Annotated in this window: 23 protein-coding genes; 15 read left to right on the forward strand and 8 right to left on the reverse strand. The window is 67.2% G+C overall.

The features are described 5' to 3' along the window. Positions 1-13: 13 nt before the first annotated feature. Complete coding sequence (locus K1J60_RS06485) at positions 14-502, reverse strand: ATP-binding protein (protein ID WP_220645328.1); 489 nt, start codon at positions 500-502, stop codon at positions 14-16. A 275-nt stretch (positions 503-777) separates the two neighbouring features. On the opposite strand from K1J60_RS06485, the gene K1J60_RS06490 reads away from it, so the two are divergent. The 3 genes from K1J60_RS06490 to K1J60_RS06500 all read left to right on the forward strand — a co-directional run bounded on the left by K1J60_RS06490 (position 778) and on the right by K1J60_RS06500 (position 4345). After that, positions 778-2163 (forward strand): Tat pathway signal protein, encoded by a 1386-nt coding sequence (locus K1J60_RS06490; protein ID WP_031112252.1) that lies wholly within the window; start codon positions 778-780, stop codon positions 2161-2163. A 75-nt stretch (positions 2164-2238) separates the two neighbouring features. Continuing rightward, positions 2239-2763 carry a TrmO family methyltransferase domain-containing protein gene (locus K1J60_RS06495; protein WP_220645329.1) on the forward strand — a complete coding sequence of 175 codons (525 nt, stop codon included), beginning with the start codon at positions 2239-2241 and terminating at the stop codon, positions 2761-2763. Positions 2764-3103: 340 nt separating this feature from the next. Beyond that, positions 3104-4345, forward strand: coding sequence for a helix-turn-helix transcriptional regulator (locus K1J60_RS06500; protein WP_220645330.1), 1242 nt, complete (start codon positions 3104-3106; stop codon positions 4343-4345). Between the two features lie 58 nt (positions 4346-4403). Here the strand turns inward: K1J60_RS06500 and cutA are convergent, their stop codons facing one another. The 5 genes from cutA to tgmA all read right to left on the reverse strand — a co-directional run bounded on the left by cutA (position 4404) and on the right by tgmA (position 7566). Next, on the reverse strand, positions 4404-4727 hold the full coding sequence (cutA, locus tag K1J60_RS06505; protein WP_220645331.1) for a divalent-cation tolerance protein CutA: 324 nt from the start codon (positions 4725-4727) through the stop codon (positions 4404-4406). A gap of 78 nt (positions 4728-4805) precedes the next feature. Beyond that, a complete protein-coding gene (locus K1J60_RS06510) occupies positions 4806-5108 on the reverse strand; it encodes a DUF6087 family protein (protein ID WP_220645332.1) in 303 nt (100 codons plus the stop codon). 74 nt (positions 5109-5182) lie between these two features. After that, complete coding sequence (gene tgmC, locus K1J60_RS06515) at positions 5183-6352, reverse strand: ATP-grasp peptide maturase system methyltransferase (RefSeq protein WP_220645333.1); 1170 nt, start codon at positions 6350-6352, stop codon at positions 5183-5185. Next, positions 6349-7308 carry an ATP-grasp ribosomal peptide maturase gene (gene tgmB, locus K1J60_RS06520; protein ID WP_220645334.1) on the reverse strand — a complete coding sequence of 320 codons (960 nt, stop codon included), beginning with the start codon at positions 7306-7308 and terminating at the stop codon, positions 6349-6351. The genes tgmC and tgmB overlap by 4 nt, the downstream gene beginning before the upstream one ends. A gap of 3 nt (positions 7309-7311) precedes the next feature. Continuing rightward, positions 7312-7566, reverse strand: a complete 255-nt coding sequence (gene tgmA, locus K1J60_RS06525; protein WP_031112244.1) for a putative ATP-grasp-modified RiPP — start codon at positions 7564-7566, stop codon at positions 7312-7314. Positions 7567-7681: 115 nt separating this feature from the next. On the opposite strand from tgmA, the gene K1J60_RS06530 reads away from it, so the two are divergent. From K1J60_RS06530 to K1J60_RS06555, 6 genes are all read left to right on the forward strand, one after another. Next, complete coding sequence (locus K1J60_RS06530; RefSeq protein WP_051851142.1) at positions 7682-8782, forward strand: helix-turn-helix domain-containing protein; 1101 nt, start codon at positions 7682-7684, stop codon at positions 8780-8782. A gap of 20 nt (positions 8783-8802) precedes the next feature. After that, complete coding sequence (locus K1J60_RS06535) at positions 8803-9384, forward strand: HD domain-containing protein (protein WP_220645335.1); 582 nt, start codon at positions 8803-8805, stop codon at positions 9382-9384. 1679 nt (positions 9385-11063) lie between these two features. Further along, positions 11064-12329: a tyrosine-type recombinase/integrase gene (locus tag K1J60_RS06540; RefSeq protein WP_220645336.1), complete on the forward strand. Its 1266-nt coding sequence runs from the start codon at positions 11064-11066 to the stop codon at positions 12327-12329. Between the two features lie 329 nt (positions 12330-12658). Next, a complete protein-coding gene (locus K1J60_RS06545) occupies positions 12659-13723 on the forward strand; it encodes an aromatic ring-hydroxylating dioxygenase subunit alpha (protein WP_220645337.1) in 1065 nt (354 codons plus the stop codon). Further along, a complete protein-coding gene (locus K1J60_RS06550; RefSeq protein ID WP_220645338.1) occupies positions 13720-13902 on the forward strand; it encodes a hypothetical protein in 183 nt (60 codons plus the stop codon). Before K1J60_RS06545 ends, K1J60_RS06550 begins: the two co-directional genes overlap by 4 nt. Beyond that, entirely contained in the window at positions 13899-14852 is a 954-nt protein-coding gene (locus K1J60_RS06555) for a PDR/VanB family oxidoreductase (RefSeq protein WP_220645339.1), read from the forward strand. Before K1J60_RS06550 ends, K1J60_RS06555 begins: the two co-directional genes overlap by 4 nt. Here the strand turns inward: K1J60_RS06555 and K1J60_RS06560 are convergent. Continuing rightward, positions 14803-15705, reverse strand: coding sequence for an IclR family transcriptional regulator domain-containing protein (locus K1J60_RS06560; RefSeq protein ID WP_220645340.1), 903 nt, complete (start codon positions 15703-15705; stop codon positions 14803-14805). The two genes, K1J60_RS06555 and K1J60_RS06560, sit on opposite strands and share 50 nt — an antisense overlap. A 237-nt stretch (positions 15706-15942) precedes the next feature. Between K1J60_RS06560 and K1J60_RS06565 the strand changes: the two genes are divergently transcribed. From K1J60_RS06565 to K1J60_RS06580, 4 genes are read left to right on the forward strand one after another with little or no spacing between them, the layout of a single operon-like run. Next, positions 15943-16911 (forward strand): ABC transporter substrate-binding protein, encoded by a 969-nt coding sequence (locus K1J60_RS06565; RefSeq protein WP_220645341.1) that lies wholly within the window; start codon positions 15943-15945, stop codon positions 16909-16911. Next, entirely contained in the window at positions 16908-17681 is a 774-nt protein-coding gene (locus K1J60_RS06570) for an ABC transporter permease (protein ID WP_220645342.1), read from the forward strand. The genes K1J60_RS06565 and K1J60_RS06570 overlap by 4 nt, the downstream gene beginning before the upstream one ends. Further along, positions 17678-18454, forward strand: a complete 777-nt coding sequence (locus tag K1J60_RS06575; protein WP_220645343.1) for an ABC transporter permease — start codon at positions 17678-17680, stop codon at positions 18452-18454. The genes K1J60_RS06570 and K1J60_RS06575 overlap by 4 nt, the downstream gene beginning before the upstream one ends. Before the next feature lie 26 nt (positions 18455-18480). Continuing rightward, positions 18481-19275 (forward strand): ABC transporter ATP-binding protein, encoded by a 795-nt coding sequence (locus K1J60_RS06580; protein ID WP_220645344.1) that lies wholly within the window; start codon positions 18481-18483, stop codon positions 19273-19275. A gap of 52 nt (positions 19276-19327) precedes the next feature. On the opposite strand, the gene K1J60_RS06585 is transcribed toward K1J60_RS06580, so the two are convergent. Then, positions 19328-20008 carry an MmyB family transcriptional regulator gene (locus K1J60_RS06585; protein WP_220645345.1) on the reverse strand — a complete coding sequence of 227 codons (681 nt, stop codon included), beginning with the start codon at positions 20006-20008 and terminating at the stop codon, positions 19328-19330. Between the two features lie 274 nt (positions 20009-20282). Here K1J60_RS06585 and K1J60_RS06590 point away from each other — a divergent pair, with 274 nt between their 5' ends. Next, positions 20283-20939, forward strand: a complete 657-nt coding sequence (locus tag K1J60_RS06590; RefSeq protein ID WP_220645346.1) for a helix-turn-helix domain-containing protein — start codon at positions 20283-20285, stop codon at positions 20937-20939. A gap of 31 nt (positions 20940-20970) precedes the next feature. After that, a complete protein-coding gene (locus K1J60_RS06595; protein WP_033529644.1) occupies positions 20971-21501 on the forward strand; it encodes a hypothetical protein in 531 nt (176 codons plus the stop codon). Positions 21502-21538: the final 37 nt, after the last annotated feature.

Here is a 21538-nt window from a genome sequence, read left to right on the forward strand (position 1 = left end):
AGGACGACGCGGATCAGGAAGCGGCGCTCGATTCAGCGCGACTGATGAAGGCGCTCACGCGCTTGCCGGTCCCGTCCGCGGTGGGACGCGTGGTCCAGCTGTCGGCCATCGCCGACACGAGGCACAGGCCGCGCCCGCTGGTCGCGTACTGCCCAGGAATCTGTTGGATCGGGGCGTAGGGCGAGTTGTCCTCAACCTCGATCGCCACGACGTCGGCTTGGACCGCGAGGGTCAGCGTGATCTCCTCGCTCGCCTTGTCCGGCGAGCCGGATGAGGTGTCCTCGCCGTCTTCACTGCGCCGGCCATGGCGCTCGGCGTTGGTGGTGAGTTCACTGACGATCAGCACGGCTTGATCCATCAGGTCTTCCAGCCCCCACGCCGTGAGTACGTCGCGGGTGAAAGAACGGGCAACGCGCGGGGCACTGTCGTTGGCGGCCAGCGTCATGCTCTTGTGCTGTTCAGTGACGCCGTCGTATTCCTCCGCAGCCTTAGGCTCGTTCATGCCTGCCTCCCGACCGCGTGTGTCCGGGAGGGCGACAGCTTCCGGCTCACGATCGATCCCGAAGCGTCGATGCCGGTGGTGACAGCGCCGGGAAGGGACCTGGCGTCGGCACCAGACGAGTGGCTGGTCTTCACCGGATTTCCTCCCGGGCAAAGGCAGATGGTGGTTTCGTTGACCTTGAGCGAACCGTGAATGACGACGGGTTGGTATCCCCGGCCAGTCCTCGATGCCGTCAAACCCGTCAAAGATCGTTCTCTTGTGAACGGGGACGTCGGATGGCACCAAGGAACGAACAACTGGCCGCTGTGATCGCAGAGACAGGCTGGTCGCAGCCCAAACTCGCCGCAGCCGTAGTCAGGGTGGCTGCCGAGGTCGGCGCGGATGAGCTGTTGGCCACGAGCCGCTCGCACATCGCCATGTGGATCTCCGGCACCCGCCCCAGCGGCAGGGCACCCCGTATCTTGTGTGAGACGTTGTCTCGACGGCTGCAACGCCCGATCACCCTGGCGGAAATCGGGCTTTCGGCATCGCCCGCCGACCCCGACCCAGCATCCGAGTGGCGCGTCGATACGCTGACCGCGCTGGTGGATCTGGGGAGAAGCGACGTGGACTTGGAACGCCGCCAACTGCTGGCCGGCGCCGCCTACTCGGTAGGCGGCCTGGTGTTGCCCGGACAGCAATGGTGGGACGAAGCTCCGGAAAGAGCCAAGTCTCGTCCGGCTGCCACATCCCGCCGCATCGGTGTCAGCGAAGTTGCCGCGGTCCGGGAGATGACCGAGTTCTTCTCCAAAAGGGACCAGCGGCACGGCGGCATGGACGGTCGCACAGCCCTCCGCCAGTACATCCTCGATGACGTCGCTCGATACGTTGGCGGCGTCTTCACCAGCGACGAAACCCGTAAACACCTTCTTGCCGCAGCCTCCGAAGCCGTCTACGTCGCTGGCTGGATGAGCTTCGATGCTTCGGAGCACGAGGCAGCGCGTCGCTACTTCACGCTGGCGCTGAAACTCGCCGCAGAAGCCGACGAGGCGCCGCTGGCCGGTCATATTCTCCGTGCCATGGCCCATCAGGCGATCGATTTGGGCCACCCCGGAACCGGAGTGCAGCTCGCGACCGCGTCCGTCGACCGCAGGCGTTACACGCTGGCGACACCACGTGAACGCGCCCTGCTCGGCGTTGTCCGCGCACGCAGCCTTGCCACGGACGGGCAGAGGCGCGAGGCGATAGCAGCACTTCTCCGCGCTGAGGACGATCTCGCCGCCGCTAGGCCCGGCGACGATGATCCGCATCGGGTGTGGTTCTTCCAGCAGGCGTCCCTGGCCCACGAAACGGCGCGCACTCTGTGGACCCTTGGTGACCTCGGAGGGGCTCTTCGCGAGTTCCACAACAGCGTTTTGACCAGGAAGGCCGAGACTTTCAGCCGTACGCATGCCGTCACCCTGGGCTACATGGGCGCGGTACAGGCGCATCAAGGCAACGTTGAGGCCGCCTGCCATACGTGGGCCCAAGCACTGGACGCCATGGAAGGAGTTCAGTCGGGCAGGGCGCGTGAGGCCGTCGTGAACATGCGCAGGGTGCTCTCCCCTTTCCGGAACCGAGGAATCACAGCAGCTGGAGAGATCGACGAGCGGGCTAAGGAAGTACTCCAACGAGTAGCCTGACGGCGCCGTCGTGGCGAGGACGACCACGAACATGCCGTACGTCCCGCCCTGCTCACAGCCGAGAAGGGGAAAGCCGTGTCCACTGAGTCCATCGAAGTGCCTGTCATCGCAACCGTGGTTGGAGGGCACACTGGGCGGCTCGACGACTTCAAGAGCGGGGTGGAATCGATCATCCGGCTGCACCCGGAGTATCCGGTGGAGACGCTGCAGGGGATCGAAGAGTTCTCGCACATCCAAGTCACTTGGTTCTTCAACTTCGGATCTCCCGACGACGTCGCGCTGCACGCGCGCAGCCCTCGCGACAACCCGGCCTGGCCGGCGACGGGGACCTTCGTGCACCACAACCACCGACGGCCAGCACGACTCGCCACCTCGTTTCCCCGTCTTCTGCGCGTTGAAGGCCGCGACCTGCACGTCACCGACCTCGACGCGGATGACGGCACACTTGTGGTCGACCTGGTAGCGGTGTTCCAGGAGATGCTCCCTCGCGGCCCTGTCACACAGCCGTCCTGGCCCAGCGAGATGCTGAAGGACTACTGGCGAGACGTCTCCGAGCGCGGATTCGGCGGAGATGCTGATCCCCAAGGGGCTCGTCCGTAGCGCAGCGGCCCTCACCACGTCCACAGAACCAACCAGGCAGCGGCCATCGCCCGCGGGAATACCAGTTCCCCTTCGGGCGGCAGAAGAGAACGAGCCTCGGTCCCACAGCATGGCCGCGTTGCAGGTTTGGCTTGTCCTTGGCCAAGTTCCGCCCGCCGGGCTGGTCCTCCGCGCGAGTGGGGGCGGTGCTGCCCTGCGGAACGTCGTCATGGGCCCATCGCATCGCGGGACCAGGCCCCGGACCAGGGGAAATCAGAGGGGGAAAAATCTGTCAAGGGGGGAAATCAAAGGGGGAGCTGGGGCCATGATTGGATTCCACTCCCCGACAGAGGTCACACTCATGGCAGATCCGTTCGCCGAACTGCTCCTCCGGCTCCGGCAGGACGCAGGCCGGACACAGGAGCAGCAGGCAGCCGCCATCAACGCTGTCTCCGGCCGGGACACCATGACCCGTCGAGAGATCAGCCGCTACGAGAAGTTCGAGAACGTCCCGACCGACCACACACTTGAGCACATCGCGGCGGCCTACGGCATCTCATTCGAAGACCTGCGGCGGGAGGCCAAGGCCGCCCGCGCCAGGAAGAAGAAGGAATGCGCCCGTGAAAAGGAGGACCAGGAGGACGTGAAGCGCCGCACGTTGCTGGAGGGCGCCGCCATCGGCGTGAGCGCGGCTGCCGAGCCCTGGGGGCGGCTAGCCCTCGCCCTCAGCAAGGGTTCCAAGACTGACGCGCCTTCCGCAGCTGCGCTCGTCAACCGAGCTGCTGAGTTGCACATTCAAGAACTCACCTTCAGCGCACGCCGGTTACAGCGTACGGTTGAGTCTCACCTTGACGCTATCACCGCAGCTTTGCCGCGTGCCGGCGAGCACGAACGGGCTCTGACTATCGCAGCCGGGGAAACCGCAGCCCTGGCCGGATGGGTGGCCTGGGATCTGGGCGAGACCAACAAGGCTGACGCCTACTACAAGGTCACGTCGGAGTGTGCCTTGACCGCCGGGCACCCCCCGCTCCGAGCCCTGGCTCTAACCTATGCCAGCTACGGAGCTCCGACGCCTAAGGAGAAGCTGAGGCTTCTTTCCCAGGCAGCCCAGGATGTTCGAGGCCACGGCAACGCCACGGCCGCCGCCTGGGTGCTCGGCAGGCACGCCGAGGAGGCTGCGGCGCTCGGCGACGACACAGGGGCACTGCGTGCCCTGGATCGAGCGCGCTTCGCCTACGACTTCGCAGATCACACAAGCGAGCAGGCGTGGGTCCGATTCGTGACCCCTTACCGCATGGACTCCCTGGCACTCTCCGTGTACGGACAGCTGGGACGATCTGAACTGACCGCCACGGCCACCACTGCCGTCGAACGCCTCGGGGATGACCTGCCGGATGGAGGTGTTGTCGTCCTCGGCGATCTCGCTGCGGCGCTGCTGCGCGGCGGAGATGTCGACCAAGGCGTCTACGTAACACGACAGTTTGCGGCTGCGAGTCAGGCCAAGCCCAACACGATGGGCAAGGAGCGGGCCCGAACCATCGCGGCCTGGCTTCCAGACAACGAGCGAGAACTCGCCGATCACCTACGGCAGTTCGCATCTTGAGGCTCGTGCCACACTCAACGCGGGCTCATCCAGGACGCGAACGCCGTCACGCAGCGCGTCAGCCCTCGGTCGTCTCCGCAACGACCCAGGACAGGTAAGCACTCGATCCGCCTGTCACAGGAAGGGTGACCCACTGCGGCACCTCGTATGAGTGATTCTCGGCCACCCACGCTTCCAGCTCCGAAAGATTGTCCGTCGTCGTCATGTACGAGATCCGCCACTCTCGCGCCGTCTCGATCTCGCTTTTCCACCAGTAGACGGCGGTAAACGGCGCGTCGATGTGAGCGCCCGCTGCCAGCTTGCTCTCAACCGCGCCCCGAGCCAGCGCCTTCGCCTGGCCCTCATCGTCGATGGTCGTCTGCGCAATCACGAAGTCGGTCATGTGACCCGACTCTATCCAGCGGCTTGCCGAGGGTGCGCGAGCCCCAGATCAGGAAGCGCCAGAACGCGACAGCCGGCCTCATTCACCCGGGCGAGGTCTCCTGTGCCTGCCCCGCCCAGCACTGAGCGGCTGGGGCAGGGGCGCTGGCGCAGATGACGTTTGCTCGGCCGGGGGGTGCAGGATGCGTTGAGCCTCAGTGAGATTGGCTGCGAACCCGTGAGGTTCCCAGGCGTGACCGTTCCACCGCTGGATGACTCGGGGCGCATCGGGGTGTAGGTGTGAGCCCTTGGGGCCGTTGCCGGACACGAGCGGGACAGCTCGAAGGCGTCCGATCTTCGCGTCACGGCGCTCCGCCCATTCCGACAGCGGCTCGTCGTCCATCTTGCTTCCCTACGCTCCGAAGGCTCCTGCCCCAGCAGAGTAGTGCGCCCCGGCAGGGATCGCTTCGTCCTCGATCAGAGAAGGTGGTGCTGCCAACGGAGGGCCGGATGGCCTTCGATCCAGTAGCTGTGTGTCTCCTGCGTGACACGAAGCCGCACAGAGGTGATGGCGGGGCTTCCCGCATCCTGCCACGCGGTGAGGGCCTGCTCGATCGTGTCCCACAGAGGCAGCGGGCCGCCCTGGCGGACCGTCCAGGTGCCCTCGTTCTCCGTGAACGATGCGAACGACTCGCGTTCCTGGTCGAAGATGTACAGCAGCCGGTTCCCTTCCAGCGACGTGGCTCGCGTGAAGTGCGCTCCGGGAGCGGCGAGTTGCGCGAGGAACGCCGGCATCCACTCCTCCAGGGACAACGGAGACACCTTGGACTCGCGCTCGCTGTCGGCGTAGGCGGTACGGGCGGACAGGTCGCCGGCGATCGGCACCTCCGCCTGGGAACGGGCCTGCATGAACGAGGAGCGACCGATGATCCTGCCCTCGGCAGTACCGTCCTCGGCGACCGTGACCTTGGCGAGTCCGGTGCCGTACTGCCAGGATCCGCCGACCGTGGCGAGGACGATGCCGCCCGGCTTGGTCTGGCGGATCCAGGTGTAGGGGATGCGGCGCACAGCGCAGGTGGCGATGACGCGGTCGTACGGTGCGCGGCGGGGATGGCCGAGGAGCCCGTCTCCCGTGACGGTCCACGTCGAGTATCCGGCTGTCTCCAGCGCGGCATCCGCACGGGCCGCGACCAAGGGATCTACCTCGACCGTGGTCACGTTGTCCTCCCCCAAGCGGTGGCACATGAGGGCGGAGGAGTAGCCGGTGCCGGTACCAATCTCCAATACCTGATGGCCGTCTTCCACCTCAAGTTTCTCGATCATGTCTACGACAGTGACCGGGGTGGTGGACGATGACGTCGGCGAACCGTCCACGAGGTCACTGGCCTGATCGGCGGTGAGGTGCCCGTCGAGCTGGGTGGTCAAGGACTCGTCGCGGTAGGCGATCTGCGCCCATTCGTCCGGGTCGGTTCCGACCGCCGTAACTGGCCGCCATCGGCCGCCGTCTGCGGGCAGAAACACGCCCGGGTTCAGGAACAGCTCCCGAGGTACGGCCTTCACCGCTTCTCGCCACTGGGGGCTGACGAGGACGCCGGCCTCGGTCAGGCGGTCGGCGAGAGCACGTCGCAGCAGGCCGGTGTCGGTCATGGGGTGACTCCTTGCGTCAACAGTTCAGCAAAGGCGGCGGACATCGCAAGGCCGGTGGACTCCTCCAGCCAGCCCCACTGTCCATTCGGGTTCAGCTCCAGCCACCACAGGCCCTCCGTCTTGTCCACGGCAAGATCGAAGCTCCCTGATACCAGTCCGAAGTGATCCAGGTAGGCGAGGAGAGCCTTCTCCACAGGATCGGGCAGGTTCACCACGCTGTAAGTCAAGGCCGAGTAGTCCTTGCGCCAGTCCAGCATCCCGGAATCGATCCTCACGGCGAACACCTGTCGGCCCACCACCAGGACACGAATATCGGCCACTTTGTCCACGACAGCCTGGAACAAGTGCGGTACCACGCGCACGCTCTCGTCGATCTCGGATGCCGTGACCGGGTCGGCCCATCCCGTCACGGGAACCCCGTCGCGCTGGTAGGGCGTCCAGCGGAGGGTCTTGAAGATCACCTGATCGTGGCTGGTGATGAAACACCGGGCCTCGGCCGGGTCGTTCGTCACCAGAGTCGGTGGCACGGCGAGCCCGAGGCGCTGGGCGGCGGCGAGCTGGGCGGGCTTGTAGTCGGCGGCAGCGTTTTTGAGTGGATGGTTCACCCAGAGCGGTCCGTCAAGGGCATAGAAGATGCCGCCAAGCCCGTGGCGGACGTGTGCTGCCGCGAAACGGGCGTCGTCGGCGTCGAGGTGGTCGAAGGTGGGCCACACCGGGCGGCGCCAGTACACCGACCGTACCGTGGTCAGGTCGACGGTCCGCGATGAAGTGCGGATCTGCCCGGCCACGAGGGACGGGAAGGTACCGAACCGCGCGGATAGCGTCAGCTCCGCGCCGATGTCAGCGGGGTTGAACCTGGCCACTGGCACGCCTTGCCGGTTCAGCTGGGCGATCACCATGTCGGCGGTGGGGTCGTCCGCCTCGGTGGCCACGAGCACCGGCTTGTCCTCAGTCACCGGTCAGTCTTGCTCGGAGTCCTGGTCGTGCCCCTGGTCGGGCGCGGAGTCCGAATTCGTGGCCGTCTTCGTCTCGGTGCCCTTGCTGGTGCCGTGCTTGCCCATCTCGACCACCTGGCCGGCATGGTCCAGGTAGACGCCGAGCTGGGTGTCGGGGTCGAGCGTGACCGACGCGTGGGGACGGTGGGTGACCGTCGGGTATGGGCCAAGTCGGCCAGTGCCCCACGGGCGTACGGCAGCCTTGACTGCGGTAGACATTGTGCCTGCCTCCTTGATGACGGTGGCTGTTGCGAACCAGAAGTTACGGTCACCGCGGAGCGAGTAGGACTGACTGTGGGTACGGGTTTAGACGACCAAGGGCACAGGGGGCGGCATGGCTGCGAAAGGAGCTGCACGAGGTCGTGCGGCCACGGGCACGATCGCCGGCTTCGTATTCCGCATCGCCCGGGAGAGCGCGCACAGCACACAGGCCGGAATGGCCGAAGCCATCGGCGTTGACCTCGCCACCTGGCAGGGATGGGAGACCGGGCGAAGGCCGCTCGCCAATGTGAAGGCCGGGACACTCCTGAACCTGAGGCGCCGTTTGCTGGCGATGGGGGCGGACCCTCGCATACTGCACCTCCTCGATCCGGCCATGGACGCGGACCGGATCATCTCTGCGACCATTCACCCGGAGAACACGGCACAGCATCCTCTCGCCGACTGGGTGCACACGCGCGATACGGCCGACATGATCGCGTGGGCGCTGAACGGAACGGTTCCCCCCAGCCTTGCGCGCCACTCAACGCCGGGACGGCGCGGTCCTGTAGCCAAGGCGCCGTTACTGCCCACGCTCGACCGCGGCGTGTTCTTCTCCCAGCTCCGAGAAACGGCGGAGTTGGCCGTACATATGGGAGAAGACGGGTTACTCCTTCACCGGCAGGCGCTCTACCTGTGCTCGTACGACCGGACGCCAGAGGCGACATCCTGGATGGGCCATGCCCTGCACACGCGCCGTGACCTCATCACGGTTCGTGGCTGGACACCCCACTGGTCAACAGCACGCTCAACTGCGGTCGCTCTCGCTCGGCTTGGCGACCCACAGCCCCTGTTGGACTTCATCGACAGAGCCATGGCGGACGATGACGCCGCCGAGACGGCCAACCTCACTTACTGGGCCTACTGGCTCGGATCGATCAGGGAGCCTCAAGCGAACGACGGGTTCATGCGGCAGGGGCCAAACAACTGGGAACCCGTACGCCTCCTGCGGGGACTCGCCGCCGGTCTGCACCAAGCGCCGGCGTACGTGGACCTGTACGTTCACTCGCTCTGGGCCCTGCTGACCAACCACCACTGGCTGCCCCTAGCGGAGCCCGAACTGGCGGACTCGCTGTACGCGCACATCAGTGGACTGCTTGATCGCAACGGAATCTCCCCGCGATCGAGGCGGGAACTCAGCGCAGTGCATTACGTTCTACGCGAGAACCGCGCATGACACATCGGAGGACGCATCTCATGGCGGACACAGAGCAGGAGCAGGCGAAGGGTACGGCAGGCTTCCTGCTGGAAATGGGGATGCTGAAGCGCGCGAAGCGGTCCGGGTGGTGGATCGCCGGGGTCAAAGACCCCGAGACCATCGCCGAGCACAGCTTCAGAGTCGCCCTCATTGGCTCCGTGCTCGCCATGATGGAAGGCGCCGACCCAGCGAAGACAGCCCTCCTCGGACTCTGGCACGACACGCAGGAGACCCGCGTCAGCGACATCCCGCACATCGGCCGGCGCTACCTCGAAGCCGCCAGCAACGAGATGGTCACCGCAGACCAGGTGTCGGCCGCGCACCCCGCAGTGAGGGCCGGCGCCCAGCGGATCGTCGAGGAGTACGAGACTGGCGACTCCCTCGAAGTGATCTGCGCTCACGACGCGGATAAGCTCGAATGCCTTCTTCAGGCCGTCGAGTACCGCGAACAAGGCTGCGCGAACGTCCAGCCCTGGATCGACAGCAGCCTCGCAAAGCTCAAGACAGCCGCTGCCCAGTCCCTCGCCGAGGCCGCGCTCAACATGAGCTCCATCGAATGGCAGCAGACGTACCTTCCCTGACCTGGCCGCCTGGAGCCAGAACTGTTCACGGCAGTCGGTCGCTTCGCGATCGTTATGGGGGCGAGCGCCTTTGATGCATACGAGCACACCGACGCCCACTACTACCTGAGCGAAGGCGTCAAATGCGCCGATTCCGCCGGAAACTGGCACCTTCGGGCGTCGGGCATGAACTGGTTGGCCCGTCAGGCCATCTGGGGGTGGAGAACCTGACGATGGATTGACTCACGCTGAGAACGGCCTGGTGCGCTCCGATCGCCTGACGCCGAAGGAACAGGCGATGTTGCACAACGCCCGTGTCCGCGCCCACGCCAAGATGAGGAACACCGACGAAGCGGTTCGCGCGATTGGCCGTTCAGACGAGATCTTCTCTCACGCCACTGAGGGAGAAGACACCCCCTGGATGGCCTACTACGACCACGCACAGCATCACGGTGACACAGGCCACGCATTCTTCGACCTGGCTCTCCTCGCCGGCCACCGTCCATCTGCGGCGGCCGAGCGCCTGGAAATCGCGATCAAAGAGCACGGAGACGGATACGTTCGATCTCGGGGCACTCTCCGGGACGAAGCTCGCATCACTCAAAATGACCACCGGCGACCCGGAGGAAGCCGTGTCGGTTGGTCACCGTGCCCTCGACGAGGTTGGGCGTCTTCGATCGCGACAGGCCATTGACGACGTACAGGAGTTGCGACGCATCGCGGCTTCACGCAGCCGCAACACGGGAGTCGCTGATCTACGCTGCGAGAACACGGAAAGACCCTAATTCCTGCAGAGCAGCGGGCGATTACGAATAAGCCGTCCGCGGACTGCTTGTTGCACACACCCCATTCCAGGACGTCAACGACTCATCGACCTGGCGGCCGACCTCGGACTCCTGGACAGCACTGCCGAAGAGCAGGGAACCCGCGCTGGCAGCGTAGCCCTACCAGGAGTCCCTCTTCATCTTTGACCGTCGGCTCCGCAAGAGCGTTTGCCGTCAGGAGCCAGCTGGCGCTGTCGTCGTCGCATCCGCAGCCCACCTGGACGCCGCCCAGCCAGGCTCCGCACGCCAAGTTCTATACATATGTTTACGACATTTGTTCGCATAAGCGAGCGAATCGGTCGAATCATTGCTGTCGCTTCCGGATCACTTGAGCTACCGTTCAGCCCTGTCCATAAACACCTGTAGATGGATGGCTCTGGCGCACTCGGATGCCGAGTACGGCGCCCCAGCCGAACCCACCACGGGTGGAGCGACGTGGCTACAGGAGGCACAGTCTTGCCGGATGCCAGGTTCAGAAGTGCGAGGGTTTCGGCTTCGAGTTCTTCCGACATAGCGGGCTCGGGTGCCCCGATCAGCAAGTCGAATAAGGCACCCGAAAACCCTCATTCGGATTCCGTGGATCGCTATATGATGCCCCGTGAGGTGGAACACCGACTTGGCATTTCACCTTCAACGCGGCGCCGGTGGACCAATCGCGGTCTTCTGCGCGCCTACCCTCTTGGCCCGCACTACCGACCCGGCCCAGGAGGCAACCGGGAAGGAAACAGGAATGGCAGCCGGGTGCGCTATAGCGAGAAGCAGGTCAACGACCTTTTCGAGCGCATCAAGAGGGGCGAACTCGCCCACTCACCCAAACCGCTGGATCCCTAAGCGCTAGGGCTGAGAAAGGTTGGACTTCTCCCACGGAAGGGACATATGGCCGAGTCCGATGCACCGTTCGATCGGTGGCACAAGAAATACCCGAAAGAGGGCGACGTGCCTTGCAAGTGCGGCACGAAGAGGAACCCACTGTACCCATCCACTGACCACGGCCGCGGCCAGCAGTGGCAGGCACGCTACACGGACCCGAACGGCAAGACCCGACGTCCGGCGTTCGACACCTGGCAGGCAGCCCGCGACCACCTGGACGAAGTCCGGGTGCAGATCCGCAACGGCAGCTGGGTGGATCCGGACCTCGGGAACGAAACGGTTGAGTTCTATGCCAATCAATTCCTTGAACGCCGGAGAAAGAGGAACAAGAACAAGAACACGACTGACACGTACGACACGCACATCCGCGTCCACATCATTCCATTCCTGGGGAAGCACACCGCCAAGACGCTGCGCCGCAAGCACAGCATGGCACTAGTGGATTACCTGATCGATCAACCCACCGTCGGAGGTGTCTATGGTGTCCAGATCTTCAAAACCTGGCGCATCCTCGTCAACTATATGATCGACGAGGACGTACCACTGCCAGCAAACATCGTCTCTCGTATCGAGCTGCCGGACGTGGAAGAACGCGTCAAGGTTTCCCTGAGCCCGGAGCAGGTCAATCGTCTAGCGGCTGCGATGAGACAGGTTGAGCCGCGGTTCGAGGTCTTCGTGTGGATCGCGGCATGCGCGGGTCTCCGCGAAGGAGAAGCCATCGGCCTCAAGAAGACATCTGTGGAGTGGGCGGAAGGACTCCTGTACGTCGAGGAACAGCGACAAGGCGGGAAGGCAGCAAAGCTCAAGACCAAGGCCAGCGCAGCAACCTTGCCCGTCGACGCCTTCCTCATCGAAAAGCTGAGGGAGCACATCGAGCGCTTCCCCCGACTGGCACCGGTGACCCGCCGTGCTGAACGTGACCGTCGGCGCCGTGGCTGGGTTGCACCGCCGGACGAGGGGCTGATCGTCACCAACCGATACGGCCGCCCGGTGTCCAGCCGAGACTTCAACGAAAAGTGGCGCACCGCCGTCCGGATAGCCGGGCTGCCGCCCGAGACCCGGTTCCATGACCTAAAGCACTTCTACACATCGCAACTTGGCGCCTCAGGCCGGCACGACCCGAAGACTGTGCAGGCTCTGAGCAGGCACGCAAGGTTCTCCGAGACGTGGGAGACCTACGCCCATCCGCCGCGGGCCGTGGAGGGTGTGACCGTCACGACGTTCAGCGGATTGTTCGCTCCGTCGGACACCTCCGAGGAACGCGCCGCCTGACGACCAACCCGTCAGGGGGACTTGACCCGGTCCGCCCCTAATGTGAAAGACTCCGTGACGAAGCGAGGCTAACTATCGCGGCAAGAGGGCGCGTTGACCCGTGGAACGGTCAACATGCTCGATTCGACCCCGATTCGACCCCGCGAGCGCAGGGCCAGAATGGCACTTGTTCCGGTCTCGGCCGGTGCGGTGAAGCGAACTGAATACCACGTGGCTGGCAGCAAGCGGCTGACCAGGGGGTTTCCGTCCCACGGAAGTCCTATTGCCGGGGCGGAGGCGACATCGTCATGGTGTTTCCGACACGACGTCGAGGATGACGGGACCCGCTCATGCCGCACATGACTGCTTTTGCCAGGAACCAGTGGTACGTCGCCGCCTACGCCGAAGAAGTGGGGCGGGAGCTGCTGGGTCGGACGATCCTCGGTGAGCCGCTCGTCTTCTACCGGACGGAGGAGGAGGGGACGCCGGTCGCGCTGCACGACCGGTGTGTGCACCGCCGGTACCCGCTCTCCAAGAGCGGGCTGGACGGGGACCGGATCGTGTGCGGGTACCACGGCTTCACGTACGACACGACGGGCGCGTGCGTGTATGTGCCGGGGCAGAAGCGGATCCCGCGGACGGCTCGCGTGGCCTCCTACCCGGTGGTCGAGCAGGACTCGCTGATCTGGGTGTGGATAGGCGACCCGGCGCTCGCCGACCCGCAGACCATCCCGCGCGCGAAGCACCTGGCCGCACCCGGCTGGCTCACCGTGCGTGGCATGGAGCCGATCGACGCCGACTACGGCCTCCTCGTCGACAACCTGCTGGACCTGTCCCACGAGACGTACCTGCACGGCGGCTACATCGGCACCCCCGAGGTCGCCGAGACGCCGATCACCACCGAGGTCGACGAGGGCGCCGGCGTCGTCCGCGTGAGCCGGCACATGGACGACGCCGAGTGCCCGCCGTTCTACGCGAAGTCGACGGGTATCGAGGGCCGCATCACGCGCTGGCAGGACATCGAGTACTTCGCCCCGTGCCTGTATCTGCTGCACAGCCGGATCGCGCCCGTGGGAGTGCTCCCGGAGGCGGACGGCAGCGACCCGAACGGCTTCCACACCGAGATCACCTACGCCATCACCCCGTCGACGGACGGCAAGGTGTACGACTTCTGGATGGTCTCCCGCGACTGGGCGACCGACGACGACGAGGTCACCGGGTTCCTCAAGGGCAACAACCACACGGTCGTCATGCAGGACGTCGTCGCGCTGAACCTGCTCCAGGAGACGCTGGGCTCCGAGCGCACCGGCTACCAGGAGCTGAGCATCAACATCGACACCGGTGGTCTGGCCGCCCGCCGTATCCTCGCCCGGCTGGTCGAGCAGGGCGAGAAGCCGGTGGAGAAGGTCCAGTGAGCACAGCGCCCACCTTCCGGACCGGGGAGGTCTACCGCATCGACTGGCTGCCGGGCACGGACATCCTGCACGGCACCTGTCACTGCGGGCGCGAGAACACCGCGCAGGACCCCATCGAGATGTGGGAGTGGATGCTCGCCCACCCGCAAGGACACGAGCCACAAGGAAGCACGTCATGACCTCGTCCTCCACCTCGCCCGTCTACGAGGCCGAACTCATCGTCGACAGCAGGGAGTTCGCCGCCGACGGCGTCCTCGCCCTCACCCTGCGGCATCCGCTGGGCGAGGAGCTCCCGGCCTGGGAACCGGGCGCGCACATCGATGTGCTGCTCGGGCCCGGTCTGGAGCGGCAGTACTCGCTGTGCGGCGACCCGGCGGACCGGCACACCTGGCGGATCGGGGTGCTGCGGGAGCCCGACGGGCGCGGCGGATCGGCTTACGTGCACACGGAGTTGGGGCGTGGCGACAAGGTCCGGGTGCGCGGGCCGCGGAACAACTTCGCGCTGGAGCCGATGCCCCGCTACCGGTTCGTGGCCGGCGGCATCGGCATCACGCCCATCCTGCCGATGCTGGCCGCGGCCGAGGCGTCGGGCGCGGAGTGGTCGCTGCTGTACGGCGGTCGCAGCCGTGCATCCATGGCGTTCCAGCGGGAGTTGGGCGCGTACGGTGATCGGGTGACGGTCGCCCCGCAGGACGAGACCGGGCTGCTCGACCTCGGGGCCGTGCTGGACGGGCTGCCCGAGGACACCCTCGTCTACTGCTGCGGTCCCGGCGCGTTGCTGGACGCGGTCGAGGAACGGTGCCCGGCCAAGGCGCTCCGGGTCGAGCGGTTCCAGCCGAAGGAGCAGGAGACCGGCCCGGACAGCGAGTTCGAGGTCGTGCTGGAGCGGACGGGGAAGACCGTCACGGTCCCCGTCGGGGTCTCCGTGCTCGACACCGTGCGCGCCGCCGGGGTCGAGGTGCTCTACTCCTGCGCGGAGGGCACCTGCGGAACCTGCGAGACGGACGTCCTGGAGGGCACCCCGGACCACCGTGACTCGGTGCTCAGCGACGAGGAGCGCGCGGCAGGGGAGACCATGCTCATCTGCGTGTCGCGCTGCCAGGGGTCACGGCTGGTGCTCGACCTGTAGCGGCGGAGCCGGGGCGGCCGGCCGGGGCGGCGCCGGTCGCGGCCCGCGCCCGGCCCGCGGCCGTTCCCGTCACGCACAGGTCGGCCTCGATCCGGGCGACCGTCGCGAGCAGATGGGGCAGCAGGTCGCGGCGTACCGCCTCCACGGAGGTGCGCCCGGCGTGGACGGGGATGTTCACGGCGGCCACCACCTCGGCGTCCCGGTCCCGGACCGGCACGGCGACCGAGCGGAGCCCCTCCTCCAGTTCCTGGTCGACGAGGGCGTACCCCTGCCGTCGTACGCGGCGCAGCTCGGCCCTGAGCTGGTCGGCGGAGGTGAGGGTGCGCCGGGTCAGGGGGACGAGGTCGGCGCGGGCCAGCCGGGCGTCGATCTCCTCGTCCGGCAGATGCGCGAGGATCACCCGGCCGACCGAGGTGACATGGGCGGGGAAGCGGGTGCCCACGGTGATCGTCGCCGTCATGATCCGGGACGCGCTCACCCTGGCCACGTACACGATGTCGTCGCCGTCGAGGACGCACAGCGAGGACGACTCGCCGACCTGCGCGGCCAGCCGCTCCAGATGGGGTTCGGCGAGGTCGGGGAGGGTGAAGCTCGACAGGTAGGCGTAGCCGAGTTCGAGCACGCGCGGGGTCAGCCGGAACAGTCGGCCGTCGGTGTGGACGTAGCCGAGGTCGACGAGCGTGAGCAGGAAGCGGCGGGCCGCGGCCCGGGTCAGTTCACAGGTCCGGGCGACCTCGCTGAGCGTCAGCGCGGGATGCTCCGCGTCGAAGGCCCGGATGACCGCGAGTCCCCGCTCGAAGGACCGGACGAAGTGCGGTTCGCGGGCCGCGCCGAACCGGGCTCGATCTGCCATCGTCGCCTCCAGGAAGACGCACGGAGACGCCCGGCACGTGCGATCCGTACGCACGGTGGTGCGATCCGTACGCACGGTGGTGCGTTCTGCGCACGCTAGGAGCACACTTCGGAAACTGTCAACGACCTTGCACAGCAAGGGCATTGACCCGCCCCCCGCGACGCTCTACGTTCGCGCTGTGCACTGCTGTGCGGTCTACGCACACGTCGTCGAGCAACTGTCCCACTAGGGGGAGCCATGCGTCGTCTGCCCATCGGCCTCGCGGCCGGCGCTCTGTTTCTGGCCGCCACGGGCTGCGGTTCGTCCGACTCCTCGGGGTCGAGCGGGGCCGGCGCGTCCGGCGGTACCACCACCCTCAAGGTCGGCGTCATTCCCATCCTGGACGTCGCTCCGGTCTACCTGGGCCAGAAGAAGGGCTTCTACGCCGAGCGTGGCCTCAAGCTGGAGCTGACGCCCGCTCAGGGCGGGGCCGCGATCGTGCCCGGTGTCGTCTCCGGCCAGTTCCAGTTCGGGTTCAGCAACACGACGTCGCTGCTGGTCGCCCAGTCCAAGAACGTGCCCGTCAAGGTCGTGGCGAACGGTGTGGCGTCCACGGCCGAGAAGGGTGCCGACTTCTGCGGCATCACGGTGAAGAAGGACAGCCCCATCAAGTCCCCCGACCAGCTGGAGGGCAAGAAGGTCGCGGTCAACACGCTCAACAACATCTGTGACACCTCGATCAGGGAGTCGATCCGCAAGGCCGGCGGCGACCCGTCGAAGGTCGAGTTCGTGGAGATGGCCTTCGACCAGATGCCCGCCGCGCTCGACAAGGGCCAGGTCGACGGGGCCTGCACCCCGGAGCCCGCGCTGGCCACCGTCAAGGCGGCCGGCGGCCGGTCCATCGCGTCGAACTTCTACGACGTGGACCCGAATCTCACCGTGGCCATGTACTTCACCTCCCAGCAGTACGCCCAGAAGAACCCGGAGCTGGTGAAGAAGTTCCAGGAGGCGACCGTCGAGTCCCTCGAGTACGCCGACAGCCACCCGGAGGAGGTCCGCGAGATCCTCACCACGTACACGAAGATCCCGAGCGACCTGCTGGACAAGCTGACCCTGCCCCACTTCCCCGCGGAACCCGACCGCGCCTCCATCGAGCGGCTGGCCGAACTGGGCGTGCAGGACGGTCTGTTCGACAAGGCCCCGGACCTGGACAAGCTGCTGCCGTGAGGACGGGCAACACCGCACTGGGCGCGGCCGGCCTCGTGGGGTTCCTCGCGCTGTGGGAGGCGGTCCCCCGGGTCGGCGTCGTCAAGGACGACTACTTCCCGCCGGTCAGCCGGGTCGTCGACGCCCTCGGCACCGAGTTCGCCGACGAAGCGTTCTGGACGGCGCTCGGCGACACCCTCACCGGCTGGGCGGTCGGCCTCCTGATCGCCGTCACGGCCGGGATCCTGGTGGGGGTCGTCATCGCCGTCGTGCCGTATCTGCGCGAGGTGACGTCCTCCACGATCGAGTTCCTGCGCCCGATCCCCTCGGTCGCCCTGATCCCCCTCGCCGTCCTGCTGTACGGCAGCGAACTGCGGTCGGTGCTGTTGCTGGTGGTCTACGCGTCCTTCTGGCAGATCCTGATCCAGACCCTGTACGGCGTCCAGGACGTCGACCCGGTCGCCGAGGAGACCGCCCGCTCCTACGGCCTCGGCACCTGGGCGCGGATCCGCCACGTGCTGTGGCCCACCGCCCTGCCGTACGTCATGACAGGCGTCCGGCTGGCCGCCGCCGTGGCCCTCATCCTGGCCGTGACCGCCGAACTGGTCATCGGAGCACCGGGGTTGGGGCAACGGATCGCGGTCGCGCAGACCTCACAGGCGGTGCCGGAGATGTACGCCCTGGTGGTGGTCACCGGGCTGCTGGGGCTGCTCATCAACGTGGGGGCGCGGACGGTGGAGCGGCGGGCGCTGGCCTGGCACCAGTCGGTGCGCGGGGAGGTGGCGGTGTGAGCCGTGTCCTGCTCCGGCTGCTCTTCGTCGTGGCCCTTCCCCTCGTGCTGGTCACCGCGTGGTGGCTGGTGTCGGACGACAGCACCGACATCTTCTGGCCGCCGCTGCGCACGATCCTCGCCACCTTCCCGGACGTCTGGACGACGGAGCGGCTGCGCGCCGACGTCCTGCCCAGCCTGCTGCGCCTGACGGCCGGCTACGCCCTGGCGGCGGTCGTCGGTGTGGCGCTCGGCACGGTCATCGGCTCCTACCGGCGGGTGCGGGCGGTCTGCGAGCCGGTTCTGGAGTTCCTGCGGGCGGTACCGCCGCCGGTTCTCGTCCCGGTCATCATGCTGTTCGCGGGCATCGGCGACACGATGAAGATCGCCGTGATCGCGAGCGGCTGCGTCTGGCCGATCCTGCTCAACACGGTCGAGGGCGTCCGCGCGGTGGACTCCGTGATGGCGGAGACGGCCCGGTCGTACGGCATCACGGGTGCGGCGCGGCTGCGGAACGTGGTGCTGCGCTCGGCGAGCCCGCAGATCTTCGCCGGGCTGCGCCAGGCGCTGTCCATCGGCATCATCCTCATGGTCATCAGCGAGATGACCGCGGCCAGCAACGGACTGGGCTACACCATCGTCCAGTTCCAGCGCGGTTTCGCCATCCCCGACATGTGGACCGGCATTCTCGTGCTCGGTCTGCTGGGGTTCCTGCTGTCCGTCGTCTTCCGGCTGGTCGAGCGGCGCGTGCTCGGCTGGTACCACGGTCTGCGCGCGTCCACCCGGCGGTCGTAGTGAAACTCGAGAAGGGGCAGCGGGCGATGGATGCCTTGCTCGACGTGGCGGGCCTGAAGAAGGTCTACGAGGGTTCCGGGCGGCGGGTGGAGGCGGTGCGGGACCTCACCTTCACCGTCGACCCGGGCGAACTGGTCTGTCTGGTGGGCCCGTCGGGCTGCGGCAAGACGACCCTGCTGAAGTGCGTGGCCGGGCTGTTGAAGCCGACGGCGGGCGAAGTCCGCCTGGGGGGACGGCCGGTGACGGGGCCGCCGCCCGGCATGGCGGTCGTCTTCCAGGAGTACGGGCGCAGCCTCTTCCCCTGGATGCGGGTCCGCGACAATGTCGAACTCCCGCTCAAGCAGAAGAAGTTCAGCAGGCAGCGGCGGCGTGGACTGGTCGACGACGCGCTCGCCTCGGTCGGTCTGTCCGACGCCGCGGGCGCGTACCCGTGGCAGCTGTCGGGCGGGATGCAGCAGCGGGTCGCCATCGCCCGCGCGCTGGCGTACGAGCCGGAGGTCCTGCTGATGGACGAGCCGTTCGCGGCGGTCGACGCCCAGACCCGTGCCGATCTGGAGGACCTCGTACGGGGTCTGTGGCGGGAGCGCGGGATCACGATCCTCTTCGTCACCCACGACATCGACGAGGCCGTCTACCTGGGCGAACGCGTCCTGATCCTCTCCGCCTCCCCAACGGTCGTACGGGAGCAGCTCAAGGTCGATCTCCCCGCGGAGCGCGACCAGTTGCACACCCGGGTGGCTCCGCGCTTCGCGGAACTGCGCACCCATGTCTACGAACAGATCCAGGCGGCCAAACGAGGGGTCGCGCTGGACAAGGGTTGACCTCCGGCGCCGTCGGCGACCTGAACGCCGGCGGCGCCGGAGGGGGTGCGGCTCACCCCTCGGGGGAGGGCACCACGCTCAGGTGGGTCGCTGCGGCGCGGCGGGGGCGACGGGTCCTGCGGGGGTCGGACGGGCGGCCCACCTCGCGCAGGACGAGGGTCATCCGGTGGTAGCCGAGGTCGCGGAGCGTGTCGGGGGTCTCGCCGACGACGCGGCAGTGGGTGGCGCCCCAGCGCGGGTCGGGGTGGACCACGGGGCGTACGGCGCCGTCGTGCCGGGCGGCGGCGGGGCCGACGGTGCGCAGCCAGTGCGGCAGGCCGTGGCGGTAGGCGGCGTCCATGATGGGGTCCTGGGCGATCTCCCGGCGGATGGACTGCAGGCCCCGGTCCTGGGGGTGGCGTTCCACGGCGGCGGCGAAGTGGGCGAGCATCGGCAGGCACCAGCTGGACTCGTGGTCACCGAGGACGGTGGCGGCGTCCGGGTGGAAGAGCACGAAGCGGAGGAAGTTGTCGTCGGGCATGGCCGTCGGGTCGGGCCCCACGCCGGTGAAGAGCGCCCGGAACGCGGCGTTGCTGAGGACGACGTCCCAGCGGTGGTCGAGGACGACGGACGGGAACAGGACGGAATCCAGCAGTACGGCGTAGTCCTGGAGGTAGGCCTGCGCTTCCTGGGCTTCGGATGTGTCGGGGACGGGCCGCGGTACCGACCGCTGCCCTCCTGCCTGATATGCCATCGGGAGGTCACCCCTCTTGCCTATGCGGCCTTCACGCGGCTCCTTGATCCTCCTGCCCTGGACTAAGGCGTGTCAACTATCGTGGCATTTGGCGACGGTTGACGGCTGAATCTCGCCACAGTTGTGGCGAGACCTGGATGTGAGTTCGACGGAACCGCTAGTCTCCCCGCAGTTCACGGTGTACTTGCCGGGACCAGGGTCTCGCGCCAGGCTTGGATCCACGGATTCCGCAGTACCGCGAAATTGGCCTGAGAGAGACGTAGGAGATCTGTCGGTGACGGATGGCTTCGAGGTTCCGGACGCCGCGGCGACGGTTCTGCTGCCGGCCGTCGTGGCCCGTGTCACCGCGCTGGCGGACAAGTTGCGCGTGGGGCACGCGGAGGTCTTCGACACCCGACGGCTCTCGGTGGCCTCGGGTGTGCCGGAGGCGGTCGTGAAGGCCCTGCTGAGCGGCCGGCGCGCCGGTGAGCCGGACGTCCAGGCCCGTTTTCTGCAGCGCCTGGACCTGCTGCGACGCACCCGGCTCAAGCCCAACGGCCGCAAGTACACCCAGCAGGAGATCGCCGACGGCGCGGGCATGTCGCGCCAGCAGGCGGGTGCCCTGATCAACGGGGACCGGCGTCCCACGATGGAGCACTGCGACGCCATCCAGCGCTTCTTCAGAGTGCACGCCGGTTTCCTCACCGCCGAGGATCCCGAGGCGCTGGCGAGCGCCCTGATGCGGACCGAGCAGGAGCTCCTCCAGCAGCTCGCCGACCGCGAGCGCGCGGCGGCCGAGTCCGCGGACGACCCGCTGCAGCGGCTGCTCCAGAACCACGGTGTGCGTTCCATCGCCTGGCGGGCGGCGCAGCTGCCCACCGACCAGCACCGCGACAAGGTCGCGGAGTGGTTGGACATGCTGCTGGAGAGCGTCAAGCGGCCCGAGTCCTGACCGGGGGAGATCTGTGGGCATCGGAAAGGAAATGCGCCGCCTGTGCGGCGAGTTGGTCGGCGAGCTCACGCTGCCGGCACCGGCGGACCCCGCCGATCTCTACGGCGCCCTGTGCGACGCGATGAGCAGACGCCGCGGACGCCCCGTCCACTACCGCACGGCCGTCTTCCCACCCGGTACGGCCAGTGGCCTGTGGCTGGACATGGCGGAGCAGGACCTGGTCGTCATCGAGGAGCGCACCGCGCCGGACCACCAGTTGGTGATCCTCGGCCATGAGCTGTGGCACATGCAGGCCGGGCACTGCGGACAGCACGTGGACGGCGCCGCCGTCGCCGCGCGCTTAGTGAGCCAGGACGCCGACCTGCGGGAGACCGTGCTGAGGGTCGCCGCCCGGACGCGCTTCGACCTGTCCGACGAGCAGGACGCCGAGAGCTTCGGACTGCTGCTGGCCAGCAAGTGCCGTACCTGGCTGGCCGGTTCCGCGCTGCGCGGGCCGGTGCGCCGCGATCACCTTGCCGGCCGCATCGGGGCCTCGCTCGGCTACCGCGGCCCGCAGGGCTGAGCGGCACCGGAACGCCGAGACGCCGAGAACGCCGAGA

Origin of the sequence: Streptomyces akebiae (assembly GCF_019599145.1) — a bacterium.
Classification (GTDB): Bacteria; Actinomycetota; Actinomycetes; order Streptomycetales; family Streptomycetaceae; genus Streptomyces; species Streptomyces akebiae.

Coding starts and splice junctions, on each gene's coding strand:
- K1J60_RS06485 (WP_220645328.1), bottom strand. CDS start 502: ATGAACGAGCCTAAGGCTGCGGAGGAATACGACGGCGTCACTGAACAG.
- K1J60_RS06490 (WP_031112252.1), top strand. CDS start 778: ATGGCACCAAGGAACGAACAACTGGCCGCTGTGATCGCAGAGACAGGC.
- K1J60_RS06500 (WP_220645330.1), top strand. CDS start 3,104: ATGGCAGATCCGTTCGCCGAACTGCTCCTCCGGCTCCGGCAGGACGCA.
- cutA (WP_220645331.1), bottom strand. CDS start 4,727: ATGACCGACTTCGTGATTGCGCAGACGACCATCGACGATGAGGGCCAG.
- K1J60_RS06510 (WP_220645332.1), bottom strand. CDS start 5,108: ATGGACGACGAGCCGCTGTCGGAATGGGCGGAGCGCCGTGACGCGAAG.
- tgmC (WP_220645333.1), bottom strand. CDS start 6,352: ATGACCGACACCGGCCTGCTGCGACGTGCTCTCGCCGACCGCCTGACC.
- tgmA (WP_031112244.1), bottom strand. CDS start 7,566: ATGTCTACCGCAGTCAAGGCTGCCGTACGCCCGTGGGGCACTGGCCGA.
- K1J60_RS06530 (WP_051851142.1), top strand. CDS start 7,682: ATGGCTGCGAAAGGAGCTGCACGAGGTCGTGCGGCCACGGGCACGATC.
- K1J60_RS06535 (WP_220645335.1), top strand. CDS start 8,803: ATGGCGGACACAGAGCAGGAGCAGGCGAAGGGTACGGCAGGCTTCCTG.
- K1J60_RS06540 (WP_220645336.1), top strand. CDS start 11,064: ATGGCCGAGTCCGATGCACCGTTCGATCGGTGGCACAAGAAATACCCG.
- K1J60_RS06545 (WP_220645337.1), top strand. CDS start 12,659: ATGCCGCACATGACTGCTTTTGCCAGGAACCAGTGGTACGTCGCCGCC.
- K1J60_RS06555 (WP_220645339.1), top strand. CDS start 13,899: ATGACCTCGTCCTCCACCTCGCCCGTCTACGAGGCCGAACTCATCGTC.
- K1J60_RS06560 (WP_220645340.1), bottom strand. CDS start 15,705: ATGGCAGATCGAGCCCGGTTCGGCGCGGCCCGCGAACCGCACTTCGTC.
- K1J60_RS06565 (WP_220645341.1), top strand. CDS start 15,943: ATGCGTCGTCTGCCCATCGGCCTCGCGGCCGGCGCTCTGTTTCTGGCC.
- K1J60_RS06580 (WP_220645344.1), top strand. CDS start 18,481: ATGGATGCCTTGCTCGACGTGGCGGGCCTGAAGAAGGTCTACGAGGGT.
- K1J60_RS06585 (WP_220645345.1), bottom strand. CDS start 20,008: ATGGCATATCAGGCAGGAGGGCAGCGGTCGGTACCGCGGCCCGTCCCC.
- K1J60_RS06595 (WP_033529644.1), top strand. CDS start 20,971: ATGCGCCGCCTGTGCGGCGAGTTGGTCGGCGAGCTCACGCTGCCGGCA.